Consider the following 26,980-nt stretch of genomic DNA (forward strand, 5'->3'; position numbering starts at 1 on the left):
TCTAAGCCTCACCTCTCTCAAATATTTCTTTAAATTCAGGTGCAATAACAACTTTAAAGTTTTGTTTTTCAGTTTCCCAATTGTTTAAAATTTCCTTTGCAGCGACACTTCCTGTATAATTAAAGTGTTTTTCCACATAAGTTTTTATTTCATTTTCATAAACTTCGTTAAGTTCGTCAAAATCGACCATTTCTTTATTCAAATTTTTCTCAAAAGTGTTGTTTTTATCATAAACATAAGCAATTCCACCACTCATACCAGCGGCAAAGTTTTTCCCAGTTTCTCCTAAAACAATAGCACGACCTCCAGTCATGTATTCACAGCCGTGATCTCCAACACCTTCTACAACAGCAACCGCTCCAGAGTTTCTAACACAGAATCTTTCTCCAGCAACTCCGTTTAAATAAGCTTCTCCTCTGATAGCACCGTATAAAATGGCATTTCCTCCAATTATATTTTCATCTGCTTCGTATTTAGAAACTTCAGGTTTTTTAATAATAATTTTTGCTCCAAACAGTCCTTTTCCGATGTAATCATTTGATTGTCCAGTCAAATTATAAGTAATACCTTTTGCTCCAAACACACCAAAACTTTGTCCACCGATTCCTTCCAAGTTTAGTGTAATTGTATCATCTTCAAGTTTATATCCACCAAATGTTCTAGCAACTTCTCCACTTAACATCGCTCCAAAACTTCTGTCAAAGTTTTCAATTTTTTCATTAATTACAGTTTTTGCAACATTATTTTTATCGCTTTCAAAAGTTGCACTTGCAAGTTTGATTAATTTTCTATCAATTATATTTTCCATTTTAAAGTCTTGATTTTGAGTTTTTACATTTGGACTGTCGCTATTCTTGTTAGTGTAAAGAATTTTTCCTAAGTCTACATTTTTAACTTTTTCTAATTTTGAAGTTTTAGAAACCTCCAAGAATTCATCAGCTTTTCCAATTAATTCATCAAGTTTTGTAACTCCAAGTTCTGCCATAATTTCTCTTGCTTCCTGTGAGATAAATCTAAAGTATCTGATGATATTTTCATATTGTCCAGTAAATTTCTTACGAAGTTCTTCAGATTGAGTTGCAACTCCAACTGGACACATATTTGTATGACATTTTCTCATCATAATACATCCTAAAATTACAAGCGGCATTGTTGCAAATCCAAACTCTTCAGCTCCTAAAATCGCTCCAATTACTAAATCTCTACCAGTTTTTAATTTTCCATCAACTTGAAGAGTAACTCTGCTTCTCAATTTGTGTTCCTTTAAAATTTGGTGAGCTTCAGAAAGTCCTAATTCCCAAGGTAACCCAGCATGTTTAATTGAAGATAGAGGAGACGCTCCAGTTCCTCCGTCATGTCCAGAAATTAATATCATTTCAGATTTTGCCTTAGCAACTCCAGAGGCAACGACTCCAACTCCAGCTTCAGACACCAATTTAACACTAATTCTAGCTTTTTCATTTACATTTTTCAAGTCAAAAATTAGTTGTGCCAAATCTTCGATTGAGTAAATATCGTGGTGTGGTGGTGGAGAAATTAAGCTAATTCCAGGTGTTGTATGACGAGTAGCACCAATTTCTTTATTTACTTTAAATCCAGGTAATTGTCCACCTTCTCCAGGTTTTGCCCCTTGAGCCATCTTAATTTGTAATTCATCGGCATTTACCAAGTAATCAGTTGTAACTCCAAATCTTCCAGATGCAATTTGCTTTGTAGCACTTCTTCTGTTATCTAAAAATCTTTCAGGATTTTCTCCACCTTCTCCGCAGTTAGAACGCCCGCCAATTGTATTTAAAGCTCTTGCAATCGCTTCATGAGCTTCCTTTGAAATTGACCCGAATGACATTGCTCCAGTAACAAATCGTTTCATAATTGCTTCAACTGGCTCAACTTTGTCAATTGAAACAGGTTTTCTGTCAGAATGGAATTTTAGCATTCCTCTTATTGTAAGCAAATGCTGACTTTGGTCGTTTACAATTTTTGCAAATTCCTTGTAAGTATTATAGTCATCTCTATTTGCGGCATCTTGAACTTTTGCAATCGCATCAGGAGTAAGAATTCTATTTGTTCCTTCCTTCATCCAAGAATATTCTCCGTCCACATAAAGTGTTTCAGCACCAAGATTTATCGAGTCAATTGCATCATCAAAGTTATTTAGCACTTCATCTTCCAATGTTTTAATTGTAAGCCCTTCGATTCTTGAAACAGTTCCTGTGAAATATTTTTTAACTAATTCAGTTGACAATCCAACAGCTTCAAAAATTTGTGCTCCTCTATAACTGTCAACAGTTGAAATTCCCATTTTTGACATAGTTTTCAAGATTGATTTTTTCTGAGCTTTCAAATAGTTGTATTGTAAATCTTTTATTTCAGATTCATCGGCATTCAAGTAAAGTTTATTTTTTACCATATATTCAATTGAATCAAGTGCCAAGTAAGGATTAATCGCAGTTGCACCGTATCCGATCAGCAATGCAAAATGCATAATTTCCCTAGCTTCTCCAGTTTCTACCAAAATATCAATTTCATTTCGTTTTTTGTTTCTAATTAAATAGTGATGAAGCCCAGCAACAGCAAGTAAAGCTGGAATTGCCACATTTTCAGTATCAGCATTTCTATCAGATAAAATAATAGATTTTACTCCACTATCAATTGCATCTTCAGCAAGCTTAAATATTTTATCCAGTCTTTCTTCCAAGTTTTCAGTTGGCTTGAAAGTTATATCTAAAATAGCAGGTTTTTTACCATCTCTTTCATAATTTTTCAAAAATTCCATAGTCTTGTTGTCCATAATTGGTGAATCCAAAACTAAAGTTTTTCCAGCTTCAGAATCTTTTTCTAAAATATTTGCTTTTCTGTAAAGCTGTGTTCTAAGCGACATAACAAAATTTTCTCTAATTGGGTCAATTGGAGGATTTGTTACTTGTGCAAACAATTGTTTAAAGTAGCTGTAAAGCAATTTTGGCTTTTCAGAAAAAATAGCAAGTGCTGCGTCATTTCCCATTGAACCAAGTGGTTCTTGCCCAGTTATAGCCATTCTTGAAATCAAGATGTGCAAATCTTCCCTTGAATAGCTAAATAATCTTAATTTGTTGTAAATGTCATCTAAATCGCTATTTCTGTTATAATCAAAATTAGTTTCCTTCATCAAGTCATTTACATTTTTCTTATCTTTAATCAATTTTTTGAAATCTGTTCCATTTAAAACTTTTTCATTAACTTCGTCATCGTTATACAATTTTTTTTCTTCCAGATCAATTACAAAAACTTTTCCAGGTTTAACTCTTCCACTTTGAACAATATTTTCAGGTTTAATTGGCAAAGTTCCAACTTCAGAACCGACAAGCATCTGATTATCATCAGTCAAAATATATCTAAGCGGTCTAAGTCCATTTCTATCAAGTTTTGCAACTAAATATCTGGAATCAGTCATAATCATGGCCGCAGGTCCGTCCCAAGCTTCCATTAATCCTGAATAATAGTCATAAAATGCCTTCAAATCTTCAGATTTAGTATGATCCTTTTCCCAAGCCGCAGGAACTAAAATTGAAATTGCTTCCATCAAAGTTTTTCCAGAAAATACAAGAAGTTCAATAACGGTATCAAGATTAGCTGAATCTGACCATTCTTCATCATTTACAGGAAAAAGTTCTTTAATATCTTCATAGTTAGGCGAAGATAGTGCAATTTCTCTGGCTTTCATCCAGTTCACATTCCCTTTTACAGTATTAATTTCCCCATTGTGTGCCAAAAATCTGAATGGATGAGCAAGTTTCCACGCCGGGAAAGTGTTTGTACTAAATCTTTGGTGAACTAGGCAATAAGAACTTACAAGCTTGTCTGATTGCAAGTCAATATAGAAGTTCTCAATTTGGTCAGGTTTTACTAGACCTTTATAAACTATTGATTTTGAAGATAATTTTGTTATGTAAAATTTATCTTCAGTGTCGCAGTTTGCTTTTTTTACAGCATTTTCAATCTTTCTTCTTAAAATATAAAGATTTTTTTCAAAATCTTCTTTTGATGAATTTACTCTTTTTATGAAAAGTTGCCAGACAGATGGCATTGTAGATTGCGCTTGAACTCCAACGGCATCTTTTTTTATAGGAACTTCTCTCCAAGTTAGGATTTCATCTTTTGAGTTTTTTACAGTTTCTTCAATAATAGATTTTATTTTTTCAAATTCTTCTTTTATAGTTGGGAAAAATATGTTTCCAACCCCATAATCTCCAAATTCTGGAAGATTAGGAATAATTCCTGCAAAAAATTTGTGCGGCACTTCAAACAAAAGCCCAGCTCCATCTCCAGTATCTGAGTCATATCCTTCTGCTCCACGATGTTCTAATCCAGCTAAAATTCTTATTCCGTCTTTTACGATTTGATTAGTTTTCTTGTTGTCAATGTTTGCGATAAATCCCATACCGCAGTTGTCTTTTTCAAAATACGGCTCATAAAGTGAATTTCTTGAAAGCTCGTATTTTTTTAGTTTTACATTTTGAATGTTGTTATCCAAAGTCTGTACCTCCAATGTTTTAGATTCTATCTAAAATATTTTAAAAAAATATTTTAGCCTTGTATAGATGAACCAATTATACATTTCACAAAATCATTTTGCAAATATAAAAAAAAATTTGAGTTCCAAAGTAATAATTTTTTATGAATAGTAAAAAATACGATAAATAGTGGGTTTAAAAAGATATTTAAAAAATAAAATATTATCAAAATTTTCATTTGACTTATAATTTTACACATTGTATAATAAGCTTATGAATAGTTTTGAAAGAGTTTTAAAAAAGTGTATCTTACACATTTTAATTGTTTTTACACATTTTCAATCTTACAAAAAATGAAAATCTTAAAAAATTAGGAAAGAGGTAAATTTATGGAAAATGCTATGAAAAGTTTTGGAGAGAATGTCTTTAGGGACAGCAACCTTAAAAAAAGAGTTTCTAAAGAAGTTTTCAAAGAATTTAAAGCATCACAGCTTGGTAAAACGGAATTATCAAAAGAAACAGCAGAAGTAATTGCAAATGCTATAAAAGACTGGGCAACTAAAAGAGGGGCAACTCACTACTGTCACTGGTTTCAGCCACTAACAGACTTGACAGCTGAAAAACACGACTCATTTTTGGAACCAACAGAAAGTGAAGAATTAATTTACAAATTTTCAGGAAGCAATTTGATAAAAGGTGAACCTGATGCTTCATCATTTCCAAATGGAGGTCTTCGTAGCACATTTGAAGCAAGAGGGTATACAATTTGGGATACAAGTTCATATCCATTCATAAGAGAAAATAAAAATGGAGTTACATTATACATTCCAACTGCATTTATTTCGTTTACAGGTGAAGCTCTGGATAAGAAAGTTCCTTTGCTAAGAACAATGAAATATATAAGTGAACAATCGTTAAGAGTATTAAGAGCATTGGGAAATACAACTTCAAAACATGTATTTAACACACTTGGAGTTGAACAGGAATATTTCTTGGTTAAAAAAGAAATGTTTGAAGCAAGAGATGATTTACTTCTTACTGGAAGAACATTATTTGGAGCTCCTGCACCAAAAGGTCAGGAATTAAACGACCACTACTTTGGAAAAATTAAAGATAAAGTTATAAACTTTATGAGTGATGTCGATGTAGAACTTTGGAAATTAGGAATTCCATCAAAAACTAGACATAATGAGGTTGCACCAAACCAATTTGAAGTTGCACCGTTATTTTCAGTTGCAAACTTGGCTTCAGACCAAAACCAGATTATAATGGAAACAATTGAAAAAACTGCATTAAAACACGATTTGGTGGCATTACTTCACGAAAAACCTTTTGACGGCGTAAACGGTTCAGGAAAACATAACAACTGGTCGCTTGGTACTGATGACGGGAAAAACCTGTTTAGTCCTGGAAAAGATCCTAAAACAAATAAAAAATTTTTAATTTTTGTATCTGCTGTAATTGAAGCTGTGGATAGATATTATCCAATGTTGAGATACTCAACTGCAACTGCTACAAATGACCACAGATTAGGAGGACACGAAGCACCTCCAGCAATTATCTCAATCTTTTTAGGCGACGAATTGACAACAATTTTAGATAATATTGCCAACAAAAAAGACGCACCTGTGTCAGAAGCTTCAGAAGTAAACTTATCAGTTGATGTGCTGCCAACATTCAGCATGGACGCAGGAGACAGAAACAGAACTTCACCTTTTGCCTTCACAGGAAATAAATTTGAATTTAGAATGCCAGGTTCAAGCTCAACTCCAGCAACAACAGCGGCAGTAATAAATGCAGCAGTTGGAAAAGTATTGTCAGAGTATGCTGATAAACTTGAAAAAGCGACAGAAAAAACTTTGCCAAAAGTAATAAACGAAATCATCGCAAATGCCTACAAAAAACACCACAGAATTATTTTCAACGGTAATGGCTACAGCGAAGAATGGGTTAAAGAAGCAAAAAGAAGAGGGCTTACAAACGAAGTTTCTGCAAACACAGCACTTAGAAAAATGATTGAGCCAGAAATTTTGGAATTAGTAGATGAAATTGGAATGTTGTCAGAACAAGAGTCATTAGCAAGATATAACGCTTATGCTGAAAGATATGTAAAACAGCTTAGCATTGAATCAAGAACATTAATTGACATTGTAAACAAAAACATTTTGCCATCAGCGCTAAAATTTTCAAATTTATTGGCAGACCACATTGAAAAAAATTCAAAATATGGAAAAGCCTTTATAAAAGAGCAAGAAGAATTGTTAAAAGATGTTTTATCAAATGTAACAGCATTAAGAAAAGAAATAAAATCACTTGAAAAAGAAATTGCAAGAGTTTCAAACGAGAAAGATCTTCCTAAACAAACTGATTTAGCAAAAGAAAAATTAGTATCAGGACTTGAAGCATTGAGAGTTCCTTGTGATAATTTGGAAAAAGTTATTGAGAAAGACTTATGGAAATTTCCAACATATACTGATTTATTATTTAAATTATAATGAAAAATATAAGGGGAGAAAATTTCTCTCTCCTTATTTTTTTATCTTGATTTTATTTTTTTATAGTGTTATACTGTTTTTGTAAAAAAAATTTAATATTTTGAGAGGAGAAAAAATGGTATTTTTTACATCGCTGGGAAGTATTTTTCCCGTTATATTCATAATCGCATTAGGTTACGTACTAAAAAAAAGACACTGGTTTCATCATACATTCAGTGAAAATGTGTCAAAATTAATTATGAATGTATCATTACCCGCTTCAATATTTGTTTCAGTATTCAAATATCTGAAATTAGAAGTATTGGAAAACTTGTCAAATAGGCTTATTTTCACATTTTTGTCAGTAATTATAGGTTATTTAGTCGCTTATTTAATGATAAAGGCGGTAAAGATGAGAGATGGTCGTCGTGGTGCGTTTTACAACGCTGTCGTAAATGGTAATACCATTTTTATTGGAATGCCATTAAATATTGCACTTTTTGGAGAGCAAAGCTTACCATATTATTTAATGTATTATATTACAAATACTATATCAATTTGGACTTTGGGATACATTTTTTTGGAAAATGATCCTATGGAAGTGGATTCAAAAAATAGAAAAAGAAGCGGAATCAACTGGAAAAAATTGTTGTCGCCCGCACTTGTAGCATTTGTAATATCATTCATATTTTTGGCATTAAAAGTGGAAATACCTAAGCCAATATTTAACACGCTTGACTATGTTGGAGAAATAGTCACTCCACTTGCACTTTTATACATTGGAATTGTATTAGCTGACGCAGGGCTTCACAGCATAAGATTTGACAAAGATACAGTTTTGGCGCTAATTGGAAGATTTATAATTTCTTCAGTTGTAATGATAGTTTTAGTGAAGTTGGCAGGACATTATATAAACATAACTAGAAATGATTTAAACACATACGTAATTCAGTCAGCAACACCAGTATTTGCGGCACTTCCAATATTAACAAATGAAACAAAAGGAGATATTGGATATGCCACAAATGTCGTAACGACAAGTACAATTTTATTTATAATAGTAGTACCTTTACTTATGACAATTTTAAAATTTTTATAAAATTAAAATAAATTTAAAAAATTTAATAAATAAAAAAATTCAAGTTTTTGAAATATAAAATTTGAATTTTTTTTTATAAATTTTAGAAAAATAAAAAAGTAAATTTATTGACAAAAAATTAAAACAGAGTATAATAAAGTCAAATTTTGTTTATAAATAAAGTAGAAGGAGAATTTATGAATATGGGAAAAAAATTAATTATATTAAGTTTATTGATTTCAGCTTTTTCAATGGCTACTGATAATAAAAAAGAACTAGTAGATTCTAGTAAATATCAGAAAAATGCTGAAATAAATAAGAATGAAGATAAAAAGCCGCAAAGGGGAGCACCTATGAATAAAAAAGTAATAACCGAAGATATGATAACAAATAAAACAGAAAATGGTTACAATTTAAATTTTGATGCAAATAAAAATTATACGACGAAAACAGCAACTGTGAATGGAAAAACCATTACTTATCGTGCCTATGAAAATATAGTTTATGTTGCAAAACCAGTTGATATTGCTTATCAGACTATAAATATCTATATTCCAGAAGAATATTTTAAAAATAAATCAGTTGGAAAATACAATGCAAAATCTGCACCAATATTTTTCCCAAATACAGTAGGAGGATATATGCCTGGAGCAGCTGGAGTGAAATGGAAGAGATGGAAAACCTGATGCTTCATTAGTTGCACTGTCAAATGGATATGTTGTGGCAAGTCTTGGAGCTAGAGGTAGAACTTTGGAAAAGGATGGGAAATATACAGGAAAGGCACCTGCTGTAATTGTAGATTTGAAGGCAGCTGTCAGATATTTGCGTTATAATGATAATAAAATGCCTGGTAGAGCTGACAGAATTATTTCTAATGGGACAAGTGCTGGAGGAGCGGTTTCAGCTCTGTTAGGTGCAACTGGGAATAACAAGGATTACGAGCCTTATTTGAAGGAAATTGGAGCATTGAAGGCCAGAGATGATATTTACGCAGTTTCAGCCTATTGTCCAATAACTAATTTAGAAAATGCAAATACGGCTTACGAGTGGATGTTTAACGATGTAAAAACGTATAAAAAGATAGAGATTTCAATGCTAGATTACAACGTGGAAAGAAAATACACTGAGGGTACGTTGACTGATGCTGAAATTTCACGTTCAAATGATTTGAAAAAAATGTTTCCTGATTATGTGAATAGTTTAAAATTGAAGGATAAAAATGGAAAACTTTTGACATTGGATAAAGATGGAAATGGAAGTTTTAAAAATCAGATTAAACAGTATTATATTGATTCAGCAAATGCGGCTTTAAAAAAAGGAACTGATTTATCAGAATTTGACTTTTTAACAATAAAAAATGGAAAAGTTGTAGATTTAGATTATAATAAATATATCGCTTACATGGGTAGACAAAAAACGCCTGGAGCCTTTGATAATGTGGATTTGTCGACTGGAGAAAATAATGAATTTGGAGATGAAACTACAAATAATAAGCATTTTACAGAATATATGTTAGAACATTCGACAGTAAATGGAACAATGGCTGATAAGAAAATTATAAAAATGATGAATCCGATGAATTATATTAGCAGTTCAAAAGTGAAATATTGGAGAATAAGACACGGTGCAATTGACAAAGATACTTCACTTGCAATACCTGCGATACTTGCCATAAAATTGGAAAATCTTGGGAAAAAAGTTGATTTTGCAGCACCTTGGGCGACACCGCATTCGGGGGATTATGATCTAGATGAATTATTCAGATGGATGGATAAAGTTGTAGCTGAAGGGAAATAGAAATTAAAGAAATAAATAAAAGTTTAATAAATAAGTATTAGAAAAAAATCTCTCACTTTTATAATGAAAATCATTTACTTGTGAGAGATTTGAAAATTTCTTTTTAGAAAAAATTTATAGAATCCTTGACAAAAATGATAAATTATGATAATATAATTATGTTGTTTGAAAGTTTTTTATGGGACCGTAGCTCAACTGGTCAGAGCAACCGACTCTTAATCGGTAGGTTGTGGGTTCGATCCCCACCGGTCCCACCATCAAAATTTTATAAATATGTTGATGAGAGTTCTTAGAGCTCTTTTTTTTATCATTAATTGACAATGTATTAATAATGTGATATAACAATTACATTAATAGAATAGCTGATATTATTTTTAAAATTAGAATATTCTTAAATTATAATTTATATAAAAAAAAGAAGAGAAGAAAAGAAAAAGAAAGGAAGGATTGAGATGATTTTAAAAAATGATAAAACAGAAGTAGAATTAAACATTTGGAAAGAAGGACTTGTTGACGAAATCTTTTTTGATGAAAATTCGACAATGGAAAACTTACCAAGATTAGAAAAATTATTAAATGTTCAAGAGTGTGATTTTTTAAGCTTATTTCAAGGAAAAGTCGAAGTTGTGATTGAAGGGCACATTATTGCGATGATGAATGGAAAAGAAACAGTCAAATATAATTTTAAGAAAAAATATGAATTTTTAGATAATTATGGGAATATTTTAAACAAATTAAATAGTGAGCAGTTAAAACTTGTAGAAAAATCACAAAACATGTTTGAAAAAGCAATAATTTATATTTCTGAAGAAACAAGATGGATTGCTGATGCATTTAAGTTTTTGTCAATTTCGTTAAGAATATTGAAAGAAAAAAATGAATATAATAAACAAGAACTTATTAATTATTTGAAAAAAAATAGATAATAAAAAAATTAGTAATATAAACTCTTTGGGAAATTGACATTTTTTATGTTACTGACAAAAAAATATATTGTGAGGAGGAAATTTGGAAAATAGAAGTCATTTCGATGGAGGGCTATTAAGTTATGTTGGATGGATTATTCTGGGAAGCCTAATAACTTCATGTACATTTGGAATTTGTTATCCTTGGGCTTTGTGCATGATTTATGGCTGGAAAATAAACCATACTGTTATAGAAGGAAGAAGACTGAAATTTAATGGAACTGCAGTAGGATTGTTTGGAAATTGGATAAAATGGTTATTGTTAATAGTAGTGACATTTGGAATATACGGTTTTTGGGTTCATATTAAATTGGAACAGTGGTGAGTTAAAAATACAACATTTTTAAATTAATTTTTGATAGAAGGCTGATTATTTCAGTCTTTTTGTATTTATTGAATAATTTTTGATGAAGGAGAATGGGTTTATGAAAAAATTTTTTAGAATGTTAGGATTAATTATTTTAATTGGAAATATTGGATTTGCAGAATATACGGTTAAAGATGGAAAAGTTTATTGGGATGATGAACTTGTCGTGAAATATGTAAATGGGGTATTCAATCAGTACAATAAATTTTTACCTGATGTGGAAAGTTTTAAAATATTAAAAAATGGGTATGCAAGAGATAAAGGAACGATTTATTATAATGGAGAAACGGTGCAAAAACAAAATGGAGATAATGAAGTAGATATAAAAACATTTGAAATTTTGGAAGGAAATGTGGCAAGAGATAAAAATACAGTTTATATTAATGGAATTGATTTTCCTAATGTGGATGTAAATACAGTAAAAATTGTAAAATCTAAAGATGATTTTATTAATTATGTGAAGGATAAAAACGGTATATATTGGATTGGAAGTCCTGATGCAGAAGCAAATCGGCATTATGATAAGGAAACTTTTGAAGATTTAGGAGATTTTTTTACAAGAGATAAGAATTATATTTATTATTTTGAAAAGCCTTTAAAGTTTATTGATAAAGCAAGTTTTAAAAAATTGTCAGATAGCTATATATCAGATAAAAATGGAATTTATTATCTCGATAAGATAATTAAAGGAGCTGATAAAAATAGTTTTGAAATAATGGGATGGGGCTATGCGAAAGATAGAAATAATGTTTATTATGAGGATAAAAAAGTGTCAGGGGCAGATATTAGCACATTTGAGGTAAAAGAGGATATTGTGAAAGATAAAAATAGCATTTATTCTAATGGGAAAAAGTTAGAGGGAGTAGATATCCAAACTTTTAGAAAATTAAATGAATATTATGCTGTTGATAAAAATAATATATATTATAATTTAAATTCAGATTCGGATATAAAAAGAATAAAAAATACTGATGGGAATTTTAAAATAATTGAAGAAAAACTTATAAAAAATAAAGATGGTGTGTATTATTTGGGTGAAAAAATAAAAGAAATTGATCCAAATAGTTTTAAAATTATAAGAAAAAATAATTTAAAAAAAGATAATTCGTATTATGCAAAAGATAGTAAAAATGTGTATTATATTCAATTAGATCCATCACATATTTTAGATACAGATAATACTTTAAAAAATGTTGTTAAAGTTTTGAAAGGTGCAAATCCTAATACATTTGAAGTGATAAATGATTATTACAGTAAAGATGATAAAAATATATTTTATATAAGTTGGATTGTTGAAAAAGAACCTCTGATAAAAGGAGCTGATATAAAAACATTTGAAGTATTAAATAATGATTTTTCAAAAGATAAGGATAATGTATATTTTGGAACCGATAGAGAAGAAAATTTAGATTCTAAAAGTTTTAAAATTTTGAATTTAAATAGTCAAAATAGGAATGGTTATTATTTAGAAGATAAAAATGGAATTTATTTTCTAAAAATAAATGATATCGGTAATTATTTCAATAAAATCACTGATAAGGGTAAATTTTTGAATGATTTCTATATCAAGGGTAATGATTATGTATATTGTAATGAAGATGTATTGAATGATGCGGATCCAAATACATTTAAAGTAGTGGACGAGCATAGTTCACGGGCAGAGGATAAAAATCATAAATATGAGTATTGTAAGGTTTTGAAATAATAAAAAATAGAATTAAAATATATTGGATAAAAATTAAAAATAAGGTATAATTTTAATGAAATATAAAAATAAAAGAAAGTGAGTTGGTAGTCATGAAAAAAATCAGAATACTGCTATTATTTGCTCTAATTATGATTTTCAGTGCGAATTTGTTGGCGAATGACTGGGAATTTGGGTCGGAAGGTGGGCATATTGTGCCGATGAATGTGTCGAATGTTTCGATAAAGAGTGAGAGGCTTCGTTTTAAATTGGAAAAATTTAAGTCGGAGTATGGGACGATAGACAATGAAATGGTGGTAACTGTCAGATTTGTGTTCGATAGTCCTGAAGCTGGGGAGAGATATATTGGATTTATTACGCCTGAAGGTGGGAATGAAGAATGGGATGAAAGAGATCATTTCAAGGATTTTAAGACTTCTGTCAATGGACAAAATGTGAATACAAAAGCGTATAGATTGACTGATTTTGCCCCAAAAGATGTAAAGCAGCTGGAAGAAGTTAAAAAATATTATAAGGAATATGATGAAGATAAGGCACGAAAAGAATATGAATATTACAAAAAGAGTTATGTTTACTACTTTAAGGCTAATTTTAAAAAAGGAGAAAATATAGTTGAGCACAGCTATCGTTATGATGGAAGTAGCGGTGTTGGAATTGTTGATTTTAACTATGTCTGGTCGACTATTTCAAAATGGAAAAATCAGAAGGTGGATAATTTTGAAGTGATTGTTGAGCCAGGAGATGCTCTTATTGCAATGCCTGTGGTAAAGACAAAAGATGGAAAAGAGATAAAATGGCAATTGGCTGGAGAAGGAAATATTGATTATGGATACAAAAATTATTACGATAGAGATGGACAGTACAAAGTTCTTTATGCAAAATTGAAAAAAGGATATTTACATTTTAAAACAATGAATTTTAGCCCTGAAGATGAATTTAGCTTAACAGAAATAACACATCTAAATGGTAATTACTATTTTCCTGAAAAAACTGAAAAAAACTTTAAGTATAGAGATGATTTGACAAAAGCTGCTTACAGTGCGGAATATTTAACAGCAGATGAATTGAAAGAACTTACAGATGATGATTTAAAAATAATGAGAAATTATCCTTATGCAGTGGCAGGTTATGATTTTTCTGATAAAAAATTGAAAGATTATTTTTCAAAATTCCTGTGGTATATTCCGACGACAAAAGATGTGGAATTGGATAAATTTGATTATGATGTTGTTAAGGCTGTGGATAAGATTATAAAAAGTCGGAAGAAATAGGTTGTTAAAAAAAGGTTATAAGTAAAATTGTAGTCTTTTTTGTTTTTATGAAAAATGGAAAATAAATAATAATAAGACTGTTGTTCTAACTTATACTAAAAATTGTTTTAAATTATGTTAAATAATCTAAAATTCAAAGAATAATAGTTAAAATTTTATAAAAGATAAATTGCAATATTAAAATTAATTTAGTGACTAAAATTTTTTATTGTGTTATAATTAAAATAAATCTTAATTTTAGGAGAACATAAATGATTAAATTAATAGAAATATACAGAAAAGAAATTATTAAATATTTATTTGAGATAAAAAGTTTTTCTCAAAGTTGGGAAAATTCTTGGAAAAAAGAAATATTAACTCTTTTAAATAATGAAGAATTAAATGAAGTTAATTTTTTTAAGTTAGGAGAAAATTTAAGAAGAATATTTTTACTAACAAGTTCAGGAGATAGAGGTCAAGGTGAAGTTTCGAGTGCTGGAACAGGTTGGGAAAGTTTATTGGCATGGTATCTAAATTTAGGATTAATTGGAACGAGAACCATTGTTATAAAACCTAAAAAAAAATTTAACTTTGACACTATTCAAAAAACAATTACTGTAAATTATGGAAATTTCATATCAAATAGTGAAAGTGATTTAATTGCAGTAACATTTCCCCCAAAAAAAGATATTGCTTATTCTGTAGAAAAATTAGAAGAATATGAAAATAAAGTTTTTTCTATCGATTTATTAGAAGAATTAGATGCTTATTCTGTAGACAAAATAAATTTATTTTTAAATAAGATTATAGAGAATAATATTTCAAAAATAGAGGTTAATGTTATTCAATGTAAAACTAATTGGAATGATAATGCTCAAATTCCTATGGGTTGGGATATCATATACTCTTCAACTGGTTTTACTAAAGATAATATTAAAATTGGTAGAGATGGATTTTCTATTCATAAAATAAAAGATTTTAGATATTCTTTTATTACTGTTCCAACTCAAAAAAACTTAGATAAAATAAAAGAAACAAGTACACAAGTTTTAAGAGTTAATAAATTATCTGGTGGAATATTTTGGGGAGAAAAAACAAAATTAAATGTTGCTAAGAATATTAATGAAATTTTTAATGATAATTTCCATGAAAGTTACAATGAAATTAAATTTAATGAGAGAATTAAAAATTTAGATTTAAAAGAAATTGGTTTATAAAAAGCCTGGACTTTCTTTTATAAATAAGATATAATATGTATATAAAAAATAATAAAGAGGTGATAATATTGAAAAAACCCTTAGCAATAGATTTATTTTGTGGTGCTGGTGGAATGAGCGAAGGAATTTTACAAGCTGGATTTCATATTGTTTTTTCTAATGATAAAAGTCCTGAAGCATCTTTAACTTATAAAAATAGACATGAACAATTAGGTTTGATTAATGGGTACAATACATTTTTTTTGACAGAAGATATTTCTAAATTAACTGGAGATTTTATATTAAACTCTATAAGTAGTTTAGAATATTTTAAAAATAATTTTGATAGAAAAATAGATGTAATTTTTGGAGGTCCTCCTTGTCAAGGATTTAGTCGTGCTGGAAAAAGAGAAAAAAACGACTCAAGAAATTTTTTATTTAGAGAATACTTAAGAATAGTTTCAGAAATTAAACCTAACTATGTTGTTATGGAAAATGTATTGGGCTTACTTGATACAAAATTAAATAATTTTGTAAGTTATGATTTTGAAAAATATACAGACAATACTTTAGTAACAGATATTCTTGAAAAAGAATTTAAAAAGATTGGATATAATATAAAAAAGTATAATTCTGAAGATAAAATTGATTTTAAAAAATTAATTTTAAATGCCTCAGATTTTGGTGTTCCACAAAAAAGAGAAAGAATTATTATAATAGCATATAAAAAAGATATGACAGAACCTAAAGATATAAGTAATTATAAGAAAAAATACAAAGTTAGTATTGATGAAGCTATTTCTGATTTGATTATTGATACTAATATAAGAAACAAAGAGTTAGAAAAATTACAAAAAGAAAATAGATTAGATTTCATTAATGAAACTAAAAGTGGGAGAACTAAATCTATTTCTACTAATTTACCTATAAAAAGTAATGAAATAAATAATATTGAATTATCTGGACATTCTCCTTACATAGTTGAAAGATTTTCTCTATATAAAGTTGGTGAAACAACAAAAGATGTTAAGAATCGTTTATTAACAGAGGGGATAGAGCAAATATTGGAACTAAAAAATTTGTTAGACTATATTTTTAAATATGGGAGATTAGGCTATACTTGTTATGAAAATTTTATAGAAAGTATTAAAAATTTTAAAATTTTAAGTAAAGAAGAAAAAGAAAATATTTTAAATGCTATATTAAGCAAAAAAAATATTAGAGTTAGGTTGAATAAAAAAACTCTATCAAGAACTATAGTTACTTTGGCTGATGATTATATTTCACCTTTTGAAAATAGAACTTTTTCAGTTAGAGAAATGGCTAGATTACAATCTTTTGATGATAGTTTTGTTTTCTTAGGAAAAAGAACTACTGGAGGTCAAAGAAGAAAAATAGAAGTTCCTCAATATACACAGGTGGGAAATGCTGTTCCACCATTATTAGCTAAAGCTGTGGCATTGTCTATATTTGATGTTATAGAAAAATAAACAGTCTTTTTTTAATAATTATAAAAGTAAAATTATTAAAATTAAATAACAGTATTATTTATGTAGCACAGGATCAAGATTTCTTGTCAAAGAGTGGTAAAAAGTTGAGAAAAACAAAAAATATGAAAAATTAAAATATACTAAATTAATGGGGTCTTATAAACTTTTACAAATAGTTAATCAAAAATAGACTAGGAGGAAAATTGGAAAATCAAGAAAATTTAGAAAAGAAAACAGTAAAAGATTGGATAAAATATATTCAAGATGAAATTGATAAAAGTAAAAATTATGATGAGTATAGACATGCTTTTATGGAATATTGTGATTATTTGGAAAAATATTTTTTGAAAAATCCCAAAAATGTGGAAGTTATTTGTCAATTAGCGGCAGTTTATAATGAATTAACCTATCAATGGGAGGATATTTATAAATTATTGAATGAATTTATTAAAAAATATGAAAATGAATTGACTGATGAGGAAAAATCACGGATTTATACTAATTTAGGGTATTATTATGATGATCAGAGAGATGGCAGTAAAAGAGCGATTAGAACTTTGAGAAAGGCTGTGGCGTTTAATCCAAATAATTCTAAGGCTTATTATGGACTTGGGGCGAATTATTATGGTGCTGGGAAATACGATAAGTCAGAAGAAATGTATAAAAGAGCTTGTGAGCTGGAAAATAATCCAATTTATAAGTTTGAATATGCGAATTTGCTGATGGTTAATGGAAAAAACGAAGAGGCGAAAATAATTTTGGAAGAATTAATAAAAAAAGATTTTGAGTTTGGAAAAGAGGATTTTGCTAAGATAAAATATAGTTATATTGTGAATAGGATTCGATTGAAGGAATTTGAAAATATTGAGTCTGAAATTAATGAATTAATGTTGGAAACTGTTAATAATGATGATTTTTTTGAGGAAGAATTTGCAGAGCTATATTATTTGGTGGGAAGTTATGAGAAAAGCCGAAAAATTTATTCAAAGTTTAAAATACAAGATTATCAATTTCCAGCTTGGTGGCTGAGATTCTATTTTTATTCTCTAAAGCAGTTAAATGAAATAGAAAAATTACAAGAAAATTTTAAAATAGTTTTGAAGATTAAAGATGAAGAAATAGAGAGCATTAAAAATGGAGAATTTTTAACAGAATGTACGGAATCGTATAAAAAAGAAGAAATTAGGGGGATAAAAAGGCAAATAAAGAATTTGAAGGCAGAATATGAAAAAATATTGAAAACAGATTATAAACCAGAAGTAAAAATTTATCCTAAATTTTTATATGACTGTTTTTTGATAGATTGTCCACGGCATCAAAAACTAGATAAATAAAGTTTATAATTTTTGTAAATTAAGTTGAGGCAATATTAAATTTCTTTATAATTAAACAAAAAATTAAATATTTCAGATTAAGAAATTTAGAGGGAAAAGAGATTCTAGAAAATTACTAAAATCTCTTCTCCATTATCCCAATTTTCTTAACAAAATAAACATTCCCATCTTCCCTATATTCCAAAAGCATCGGATAAATTTCAACACCATTTTCTATCGCTTCATAAAAAGTTTCAGAAAATTCTCTGTCGATAATATGTTCGGGTGCGAAAATTTCAGATTTTCTGAATATCAAAATAAAAACTGCTGTCCGAAAGCCTTCTTTTTTAAGCTCCATAAGTTCTCTCAAATGTTTTAAGGCACGAATTGAAGGAGAGAAATTGAGCAATTTTTCCATTTACCAAAGTACAGCCTTTTACTTCAATGAAAATTTTTTCTTTTTCAGTTTCTAAATAAAAATCGAGTTTGCTATTATTATGCTTAATTTCAGGTTTTATATACGAAGGTTCTTCAAATGGAGAAATTTCATTATCGTGAAAAATGGCTTCTGTAATATATCGATGAAAAGCCGTATTTATAAGAATAATTTCCCCATGAACTTTTACTGCGATAATATCCCATTTAGTTTTACGATTTTCATTATTTGCCTTTTTTATCAACAATTCTGCACCATCAATCAATAATTCCGTCAATCTTCCAGTATCATGCAAATGAGCAAAGTCTTCTCCTGAATATTCTTCATTTTCAGAATCCTTAAATTCAAATCTAACAGTAAAACGAGTCACTCTTTCTCTAAAATTCACAATTTTGTCGTAGTTTATCGTATAAAGAATTTTGTTTTTTTTCATATATTTTTCCTTTTTTTAGTGTTTTTGATTTTAGGATAACATATTTGAGGTTAAGGAGCAAGAAAATTTTATAAAATTGTAAATATTGATTTAAAAATAGGAAAAATTAGTTTTTTTCGTTTAATTTTATTTGAAAATAAATTAAATATAGGTTTAAATACAAGTAAAACTAAAGGTTACAAAATCTTTCTTAAAAAAGAGAAAAAAAGTTGAGTGCCATCAAGACACTCAATAAAATTTTATCTATACCTCTTCCTCAGGATAAGTCATCCCCCATTCTTTACGCAATTTTGTCATAATATCCATGACATCCACAGTATAATCAAGTTTCATTTTATTAATTCCAGTTCTCACAGATTCTTCCATATTTTGAAGTTCATATTGAAGTGCATTCGCTGTTACTCCTGATAATACTTCTTGAACTTCACCTGTTTCGGTATAAACAATTTTAGCTTTGTCAGCTCTTGGATATTCTGTGATTTCAATATATGCTTTTTCACAGGCGATTACAACTCTTTTTGGTTGTTTTGAATGAAGTGTAAGAGCGATTGTTGACATTTGCTGTTCTTTATTCATCATAATTATACCTACTTGTTCGTCCACTCCTGTTGGTGCATATTTCACTTGGGAAAGCACATTATTAGGTTTTGAAGTCATAAATAATCTTGTAATTGAAATTGCATAAACACCTATATCAAGCAATGCTCCTCCTGCAAGATTTCTATTGAAAAATCTGTTTGTCATATCATATTCCTTGTAACTTCCAAAATTAACTTGTATCATTTTCACATCGCCAAGTTTTCCAGAATTTACAATTTCTAAAAGTTCAGCATAAAGTGGCATATTAAAAATTGTCATTGCTTCGCCTAAGATAAGATTTTTTTCTTTTGCCAATTTTACAGCTTCTTCCAATTCTTCGCTATTTAATGTAATTGATTTTTCACATAGTACATGTTTTCCGTTTTTCAATGCTTCAATCATAAATTTTATGTGCGTATTATGAGGTGTAGTAATGTAGATAATATCAGTTTCATCGTCAGAAAACATATCTTCTATTTTATCATAAACTTTTTCGACACCATATTTTTTCGCAAAATCTACAGCCTTTTCATGAGTTCTGTTAGCAACTGCATAAAGCTTTTTACCCATTTTTTCAAGAGCTTGTGCCATTTCATTGGCAATTATTCCTGTTCCTAAAACTGCCCATTTTAAATCTTTTTTCATAGTTAATTCTCCTTCTTGAAAATATACTTCAAATAATCTTTATTTGTATTTTATCTTATTATTTTACAAAATTCAACTGCAATATTTTAAATTTTTTGATAAAATTTAGTAAAATGTTATAATTAACTCATATTAAATACAAAAAAGAAGTACCATTTCTGATACTTCCTTTTCTGTTTTTTAGAAAATTAATTTTTAAGAATTAATTTCAAAAGACTAATCTAAAATTATTTTCTTATTTTATTTTTCTACTTTTCTACTTTATAAATCAAATCCTTACCATCGCTATCAACTTTAACAACACTATTTTCAGGAACTTCTCCACCTAAAATCATTTTAGATAAATTAGTTTCAATATCCTTTTGTACAAATCGTTTCAATGGTCTTGCACCGTAAGCTGGATCATATGCTTCGTCTACGATGTAATCCAATGCTTTGTCGGTAAATTCAACTTTGATGTATTGTTCTTTCAATCTTTCATTGATACCGTCAAGGATAAGATTAACAATGTTTTTAATACTTTCTTTTCCTAATGCTTTGAACACGATAATATCGTCAATTCTGTTTAAGAATTCTGGTTTAAATCTATGTTTCATTTCATCTAAAACAGCTTCTTTTGTAGGTTCACTTACCATTGGGTCATTCAAGATGATTTCACTACCGATGTTTGATGTCATAATTACAATTGTGTTTTTGAAGTCGACCATTTTACCTTTACCGTCAGTAAGTCTACCATCATCTAGCAATTGCAACAATACATTGAATACATCAGGATGTGCTTTTTCAATTTCGTCAAATAGGATTACAGAATAAGGTTTTCTTCTAACAGCTTCTGTCAATTGTCCACCTTCTTCGTATCCAACATATCCTGGAGGCGCTCCTATTAATCTAGTGACGCTGAATTTATCCATATATTCCGACATATCGATTCTTACAATATTGTCTTCATCATCAAACAAGTTAAATGCTAATGTCTTAGTCAAATAAGTTTTACCAACACCAGTAGGTCCTAAGAATATGAACGAACCAATTGGTCTGTTTGGATCTTTTAATCCGGCACGAGAACGGATGATTGTATCGCTAATAGTTTCGATTGCTTCATCTTGTCCAATTACCCGTTTTTTCATATGTTCAGCCAAGTGTAAGATTTTTTCTCTTTCCCCTTGCAACAATTTCGCAACTGGAATTCCTGTCCATTTTCCAACAACTTCAGCAATTTCTTCACTGTCAATTTCTTGTTTTAATAATTTATTTGCAACAGAAGAATTATCTTTAGCTTTTTCTTCTTCAGCTTCTTTTTGTTTTTCTAATGCTGGCAATTTACCATATTGAAGTTCAGCCAATTTATTATAGTCATTTTTTCTTTGAGCTTCTTCAATTTGCAATTTAATTTTTTCAATTTCTTCATTAATTTTAGCAACTTTTCCAGCTTCTTCTTTTTCTCTTTCCCATTGTGATTTCAATTCTTTTTCTTCATCCTTCAAATCAGCAATTTCTTTTTCAAGAGTAGTCAATCTTTCTTTAGAAGCCTTGTCAGTTTCTTTACTCAATGCAACTTTTTCAATTTCCAATTGCATCAATCTTCTTGTAATTTCGTCCAATTCAACTGGCATCGAATTAATTTCAGTTTTTACCTTTGCAGCAGCTTCATCAATCAAGTCAATCGCTTTATCTGGCAAAAATCTGTCATTAATATATCTGTCACTCATTGTTGCAGCAGTAACTATCGCATTGTCAGTTATTCTAATTCCATGGAAGATTTCAAATTTTTCCTTCAATCCACGAAGAATTGAAATTGTATCTTCAATTGTTGGCTCGTTAACCATTACTGGCTGGAATCTTCTTTCAAGAGCCGCATCTTTTTCAATATATTTTCTATATTCATCAATTGTTGTCGCACCGATTACTTTTACTTCCCCACGAGCAAGCATTGGCTTTAAAAGGTTTCCAGCATCCATTGAACCTTCGGTTTTTCCAGCTCCAACGATGTTATGAACTTCATCAATGAATAAAATTATTCTACCTTCACTATTTTCAATTTCTTCAAGAACCGCTTTTAATCTTTCTTCAAATTCCCCACGATATTTAGCACCAGCTACCAACGCTCCTAAATCCAATGAAAAGATTGTTTTATCCTTCAAGTTTTCAGGCACATCTCCTTTCAAGATTCTCTGAGCAATTCCTTCGGCGATAGCAGTTTTACCAACACCAGGTTCCCCAATTAAAATCGGATTATTTTTATTTCTTCTTGATAAAATTTGGATTGCACGACGAATTTCCTGATCACGACCAATTATTGGGTCCAATTTACCTTTTCTCGCCAGTTCAACCAAATCCTTACCAAACTTATCTAATGCTTCATAAGTATTTTCAGGGTTGTCTGTCATAATTTTTCTTCCTCCTCTAACCTCATTTAAAACATTTTCAAATTGTTTTTTATTAACGCCATTTTCCTTCAAGAAAGAGTTATTATCAAATGCCGCAAGAAATAAGTGCTCTGTACTAATGTAGCTGTCACCCATCTTTTTGGCATAATCTTCAGCACCGACAATTATTCTATTAACTTCAGCGTTCGGTCTTACTTCACCAACTCCACCTTCAATTTTCGGCATACTATTCAATTTTGCCTCAAGCTTTTTAGTCAATTCAGCAGGATTAATTCCCATCTTTTGTAGAATGTTAGGAATAAGTCCATCCATCTGATTAATCAAAGCAAGAAGTAAATGCTCCGTTTTTATCTCGGAATGTTTATATCTAATCGCAAAGTTATGAGCTTCCGAGATGGCACTCATACTTTTCTGCGTAAAGTTTTGTTCCATATCTATCACCTTTTTATCAACAAATTTATTGTGTTTTTGTTAGCACTCTTTAACTTAGGTTGCTAACAAATATACTATACCACAATTTTTTTATTTTGTCAACACTAAAATTAAAAAAATTTTCAATTTATTTTAATAAATTTTTCAATTAAATTAAGATTTTTAATTTTTTATCAAATTTTGCTAAAAATTTTTAAATGTGTTAAAATATTGAAAAATAAAGTAAAATAATAAATTAAAAGATGAAAGGAGATAAATAAAATGAATTTAGTAATTAAAATTTTAATTGCATTTATTTTGGATTTAATTTTTGGTGATCCAAAAAACATTTTACATCCTGTGCAAATAATTGGAAAACTAATAACTTTTTTGGAAAATAAATTTTATAAATTGGGGAAAAATAATAGAGATCGTGCGATGCTTTTTGGAGCGATTCTGAGTATAATTGTCGTAATTAGCACATTTTTTGCAATGTTTATTATTTCTTTACTTTCTAAAAATTATAAGACGATTTTTACAATAATTGAAATTTATTTGATGTATACAGTTTTTTCAGTAAAGTCTTTGGGAAATTGCGGAAAAAAAATTTATAAAATTTTGAAGCTGGGAAATTTGGAAAAGGCAAAAAAAGAGCTGTCAAATTTTGTTTCAAGAGATACTCAAAATATGGATAAAATTACGGTAATTAGAAGTACAATGGAAACTATTTCGGAAAATATGACAGATGGAATAATTGCTCCCATGTTTTTTATGTTTTTGGGAGGGCTGCCACTTGCAATGAGCTATAAGGCAGTTAATACGCTGGATTCGATGATTGGCTATAAAAATAAAAAGTACGAATATTTTGGAAAATTTGCTGCTATTCTTGATGATTTTGCAAATTTTATTCCAGCAAGAATTAGTGGAGTTTGTATAACTATCGCAAGTTTTTTCCTGAGATATAACTATAGAAGAGCGTGGAATACTTTTAAAAGGGACAGGAAAAAACACGCCAGTCCAAATTCTGCTCATTCTGAAAGTGCTGTTGCTGGAGCATTAGGCGTTCAATTTGGGGGTGTGGCTTCATATTTTGGAAAAGTTGTGCAAAAGCCGACTATTGGAAAAAAGTTAAAGGAATTTAGAGCAGAAGATATAAAAAGAAATATTCGTCTGATGTATGCAACAAGTTTTGTAACTTTAATAATTTTTTCTTTTATCTATTTAACTATAAAAGGAATTTTTAATGGATTGTTCGCAAAAATTGGATATTTGATATTGAAGTCGTTTGTTGAAATGTTTATTTAAAAAGTTTTTATTTATTTTATAAAAAATTAAATTTATAGAAAATTAAATAAAAATAAACGAGAGTGTCTATAATTTTGTGTAAATGTATATACAAATCTAGTAATATAAGGATTCTCTAGTTTATTTACGCAAAAAGTTTATATTCTCAAATAAATAAATAAATAATTAAACTAAAAAGGAGTTATTTCAAAAAAATTGAAATAGCTCCTTAAATTATATTAATTTCTTTGGTTTCTCATATGATGTCCACAAGGCATCTCATCATAACGGTCATTGTAATTATTGCAATATCCATTTCCGCATCTGTATTTGTGTTCATCCATATTTTTGTATCTTCTTGAATATGTAGAGCAGCCAATTACTACTGCCATAGTTGTTAAAAATAAAAAAATTAATTTTTTTGTCATATCGTTTCATCTCCTGTTAATTTTTTTATTAAAATTAATTACTAGAAAAATTAATTATATTTAATGTATCAGCATCCAAATTTTTTTCATCATTTTGAGAATTTTTTTCAGTTTTTACAGATAGCACTTTTTTATTTTCATTCTTTTTATTTTGAACATAAATTTCTTCTGTGATAAAAGTGTTGTCTTTTTTTAAATCCCTATCCATTATTTTTATTCTTCTTTTTAGCGCAGCTTTTTTCTTCTTCATTTCTTTTAATTTGTCTTTTAAAATTTTTTTATTCAATTGTTTCTGTAATTTATCTTGTTTATCTGTGTTTTCACTCATATTTTTAACTTTTTCATTTTTAAAATTTTTATCTATAGCAATTAAATCTGGATTTGAAGCAAGGCTATCTTCTTTTGGTAAACTTGTGACTTTTCTATTAGATTTTGCTCTTTTTTCAAATTTTTTATTTTCTTCATCATTTTGAAAAAATTGTGTAACATCAATAAAATCAATCCCTGATAAAATTTCTTGTCGTGTTCTATGTTTTCTCTTTCTTTTTGCTCTTACTTTTTTCTTTTTGTAAGAATTCTTTTCAGTTGTATTTTTTTTAGTTTCAGTCTTTTTTGTATTTTTTGAGGATTTATTTTCTTTTTTTGTAACAGAAGCCATTTCATCTTTTTTATCAAGCTTTGGCTTCGTTTTTATTAATTCTTGACTTGTCGCATTTGCCGCAATCAGCGTTGCCATTCCTAAAATATTTAACTTTTTCATCTTTATTTTCTAATGTCTAATGTATTTTAAACATTATTTCCACCTTTCCCGCAAATGTTGTATCAAAGTATTTCACTATTATTTTAACACATTTTTTAAAAAAAAAGAAATAAATTTGGCGATTTTTTAAAATTAAAATTAATTGACTTTTTTTCTTAAAATTTATATAATAAATGTATTATAAATAGACTAATCAAGGAAAGGAGAAAGTTTCTAAAGAATAAAGTAGAAACTTTGTAAAAAATATGAAAATAGGAATTATTGGACTTGGAACAGTTGGAGAAGGAGTGTTAAAAGTTCTTGTAAAAGAAAAAGAGAGTATTTTTGAAAAATCAAGAGCCAAAGTGGAAGTAAAATATGCATGTGATTTAAACATTAACCGTGATTTTTCTTTTGACTTTGACAAAAGTATTTTGATAGATGATTACAAAAAGGTGATTGCAGATCCTGAGATTAAAATAGTTGTGGAACTAATTGGAGGAGAAACACTTGCCAAAACAATTATAACAGAAGCATTTAGAGCTAAAAAAAGTGTAGTTACTGCAAATAAAGCGCTAATTGCAAAACATGGAGTTGAATTGTTCCAGATTGCCAAAGAAAACGGAGTGTCATTTTTATTTGAGGCAGCTGTAGGTGGAGGAATACCAATTGTAACACCGCTTATGGAAAGTCTTGTTGCAAATACAATTACAGAAATTCGTGGAATAATGAATGGAACTTCAAATTATATCTTGACAAAAATGAAAAATGAAAATTTATCATTTGACGAAGCACTAAAAATTGCATCTGAAAAAGGATATGCTGAAGCTGATCCAACTTACGACGTAGATGGAATTGATGCTGGGCACAAAATAAATATTTTAGCTTCCCTTGCATATGGTGGCTCAATCAAATTTAAAGATATGCAACTTAAAGGAATAAGGGATATTAGCACAATCGATATTTTTGCTGCAAATCAATTGGATTCGACAATTAAATTAATTGCGTCTTCAAAATTATTTTCGGAAACTTCTGCTCAAATTTCAGTGGAACCGACAGTCGTTTCAAATAATAGAATTTTATCAAAAGTTGACGATGTTTACAACGCCATTGAAACAATAGGTTCATATACTGACAAGACATTGTTTTACGGAAAAGGTGCTGGAATGAATCCAACAGCTTCAGCGGTAGTTGCAGATATTGTAAAAATCGTGACAAGAAATCACATTGAATCAGATTATTTCTTTAATTCAACAAAAGTCTTTGAAATTGTTGATTCAAATACGATAAAAAGCTCTTATTACATAAGAGTTTCTGATGATTTTGATATTGAAAAATCACCTTTTGAAGTGGAAGATAAAATAGAAAATTATTATATCATTTTAGCTGAAAACATTTCAAAAAATGAAATAGATGAAATTATAAAAGATGCTAAAGAAAAATTAGTATTAAAAATATTAAAATGATAAATTAAAAAAATTAAAATAAAATAAGCGCACTAAATAAAGAA

General features: G+C 28.9%; 18 protein-coding genes, 1 tRNA gene and 1 pseudogene. 13 read left to right on the forward strand and 7 right to left on the reverse strand.

Annotated features, from left to right (window positions below; translation table 11 throughout):
• Position 1: 1 nt before the first annotated feature.
• Positions 2-4,513, reverse strand: coding sequence for a glutamate synthase large subunit (gene gltB, locus AB8B22_RS03600; RefSeq protein ID WP_369711690.1), 4,512 nt, complete (start codon positions 4,511-4,513; stop codon positions 2-4).
• Positions 4,514-4,882: 369 nt separating this feature from the next.
• On the opposite strand from gltB, the gene AB8B22_RS03605 reads away from it, so the two are divergent.
• The 11 genes and pseudogenes from AB8B22_RS03605 (at position 4,883) to AB8B22_RS03655 (ending at position 18,149) form a co-directional block, all read left to right on the forward strand.
• The gene (locus tag AB8B22_RS03605) at positions 4,883-6,988 is read left to right on the forward strand and encodes a glutamine synthetase III (protein WP_369711691.1); all 2,106 of its coding nucleotides are present in this window, start codon (positions 4,883-4,885) and stop codon (positions 6,986-6,988) included.
• Positions 6,989-7,103: 115 nt separating this feature from the next.
• Positions 7,104-8,066 carry an AEC family transporter gene (locus AB8B22_RS03610; protein WP_094078971.1) on the forward strand — a complete coding sequence of 321 codons (963 nt, stop codon included), beginning with the start codon at positions 7,104-7,106 and terminating at the stop codon, positions 8,064-8,066.
• 182 nt (positions 8,067-8,248) lie between these two features.
• Positions 8,249-9,842: pseudogene (locus AB8B22_RS03615) on the forward strand (subtype B tannase).
• Positions 9,843-10,022: 180 nt separating this feature from the next.
• Positions 10,023-10,099 (forward strand) — tRNA-Lys (locus AB8B22_RS03620).
• 195 nt (positions 10,100-10,294) lie between these two features.
• Positions 10,295-10,768 carry a hypothetical protein gene (locus tag AB8B22_RS03625; RefSeq protein ID WP_369711692.1) on the forward strand — a complete coding sequence of 158 codons (474 nt, stop codon included), beginning with the start codon at positions 10,295-10,297 and terminating at the stop codon, positions 10,766-10,768.
• 82 nt (positions 10,769-10,850) lie between these two features.
• Positions 10,851-11,132 carry a hypothetical protein gene (locus AB8B22_RS03630; protein ID WP_369711693.1) on the forward strand — a complete coding sequence of 94 codons (282 nt, stop codon included), beginning with the start codon at positions 10,851-10,853 and terminating at the stop codon, positions 11,130-11,132.
• A 100-nt stretch (positions 11,133-11,232) separates the two neighbouring features.
• Positions 11,233-12,879, forward strand: coding sequence for a DKNYY domain-containing protein (locus tag AB8B22_RS03635; RefSeq protein WP_369711694.1), 1,647 nt, complete (start codon positions 11,233-11,235; stop codon positions 12,877-12,879).
• Between the two features lie 92 nt (positions 12,880-12,971).
• On the forward strand, positions 12,972-14,150 hold the full coding sequence (locus AB8B22_RS03640; protein WP_369711695.1) for a YARHG domain-containing protein: 1,179 nt from the start codon (positions 12,972-12,974) through the stop codon (positions 14,148-14,150).
• A 251-nt stretch (positions 14,151-14,401) separates the two neighbouring features.
• Positions 14,402-15,346, forward strand: a complete 945-nt coding sequence (locus tag AB8B22_RS03645; RefSeq protein WP_369711696.1) for a hypothetical protein — start codon at positions 14,402-14,404, stop codon at positions 15,344-15,346.
• Positions 15,347-15,414: 68 nt separating this feature from the next.
• The gene (locus AB8B22_RS03650) at positions 15,415-16,815 is read left to right on the forward strand and encodes a DNA cytosine methyltransferase (protein ID WP_369711697.1); all 1,401 of its coding nucleotides are present in this window, start codon (positions 15,415-15,417) and stop codon (positions 16,813-16,815) included.
• A gap of 203 nt (positions 16,816-17,018) precedes the next feature.
• Complete coding sequence (locus AB8B22_RS03655; protein WP_369711698.1) at positions 17,019-18,149, forward strand: tetratricopeptide repeat protein; 1,131 nt, start codon at positions 17,019-17,021, stop codon at positions 18,147-18,149.
• 115 nt (positions 18,150-18,264) lie between these two features.
• On the opposite strand, the gene AB8B22_RS03660 is transcribed toward AB8B22_RS03655, so the two are convergent.
• From AB8B22_RS03660 to clpB, 4 genes are all read right to left on the reverse strand, one after another.
• Positions 18,265-18,486 (reverse strand): DNA/RNA nuclease SfsA, encoded by a 222-nt coding sequence (locus tag AB8B22_RS03660; protein WP_369711699.1) that lies wholly within the window; start codon positions 18,484-18,486, stop codon positions 18,265-18,267.
• Positions 18,476-18,997, reverse strand: a complete 522-nt coding sequence (locus AB8B22_RS03665; protein WP_369711700.1) for a DNA/RNA nuclease SfsA — start codon at positions 18,995-18,997, stop codon at positions 18,476-18,478. Before AB8B22_RS03665 ends, AB8B22_RS03660 begins: the two co-directional genes overlap by 11 nt.
• A gap of 243 nt (positions 18,998-19,240) precedes the next feature.
• Complete coding sequence (locus AB8B22_RS03670) at positions 19,241-20,221, reverse strand: Gfo/Idh/MocA family protein (protein WP_369711701.1); 981 nt, start codon at positions 20,219-20,221, stop codon at positions 19,241-19,243.
• 248 nt (positions 20,222-20,469) lie between these two features.
• Entirely contained in the window at positions 20,470-23,040 is a 2,571-nt protein-coding gene (clpB, locus tag AB8B22_RS03675) for an ATP-dependent chaperone ClpB (protein WP_369711702.1), read from the reverse strand.
• Between the two features lie 261 nt (positions 23,041-23,301).
• Between clpB and cbiB the strand changes: the two genes are divergently transcribed.
• Complete coding sequence (cbiB, locus tag AB8B22_RS03680; protein WP_369711703.1) at positions 23,302-24,324, forward strand: adenosylcobinamide-phosphate synthase CbiB; 1,023 nt, start codon at positions 23,302-23,304, stop codon at positions 24,322-24,324.
• A 218-nt stretch (positions 24,325-24,542) separates the two neighbouring features.
• Here the strand turns inward: cbiB and AB8B22_RS03685 are convergent, their stop codons facing one another.
• Positions 24,543-24,731, reverse strand: a complete 189-nt coding sequence (locus AB8B22_RS03685) for a hypothetical protein (RefSeq protein ID WP_369711704.1) — start codon at positions 24,729-24,731, stop codon at positions 24,543-24,545.
• Between the two features lie 34 nt (positions 24,732-24,765).
• Positions 24,766-25,491 (reverse strand): hypothetical protein, encoded by a 726-nt coding sequence (locus tag AB8B22_RS03690; RefSeq protein ID WP_369711705.1) that lies wholly within the window; start codon positions 25,489-25,491, stop codon positions 24,766-24,768.
• A gap of 245 nt (positions 25,492-25,736) precedes the next feature.
• On the opposite strand from AB8B22_RS03690, the gene AB8B22_RS03695 reads away from it, so the two are divergent.
• Positions 25,737-26,936, forward strand: a complete 1,200-nt coding sequence (locus AB8B22_RS03695; protein ID WP_369711706.1) for a homoserine dehydrogenase — start codon at positions 25,737-25,739, stop codon at positions 26,934-26,936.
• Positions 26,937-26,980: the final 44 nt, after the last annotated feature.

The sequence above is a fragment of the Leptotrichia rugosa genome (assembly GCF_041200005.1).
GTDB classification, from domain to species: domain Bacteria; phylum Fusobacteriota; class Fusobacteriia; order Fusobacteriales; family Leptotrichiaceae; genus Leptotrichia; species Leptotrichia rugosa.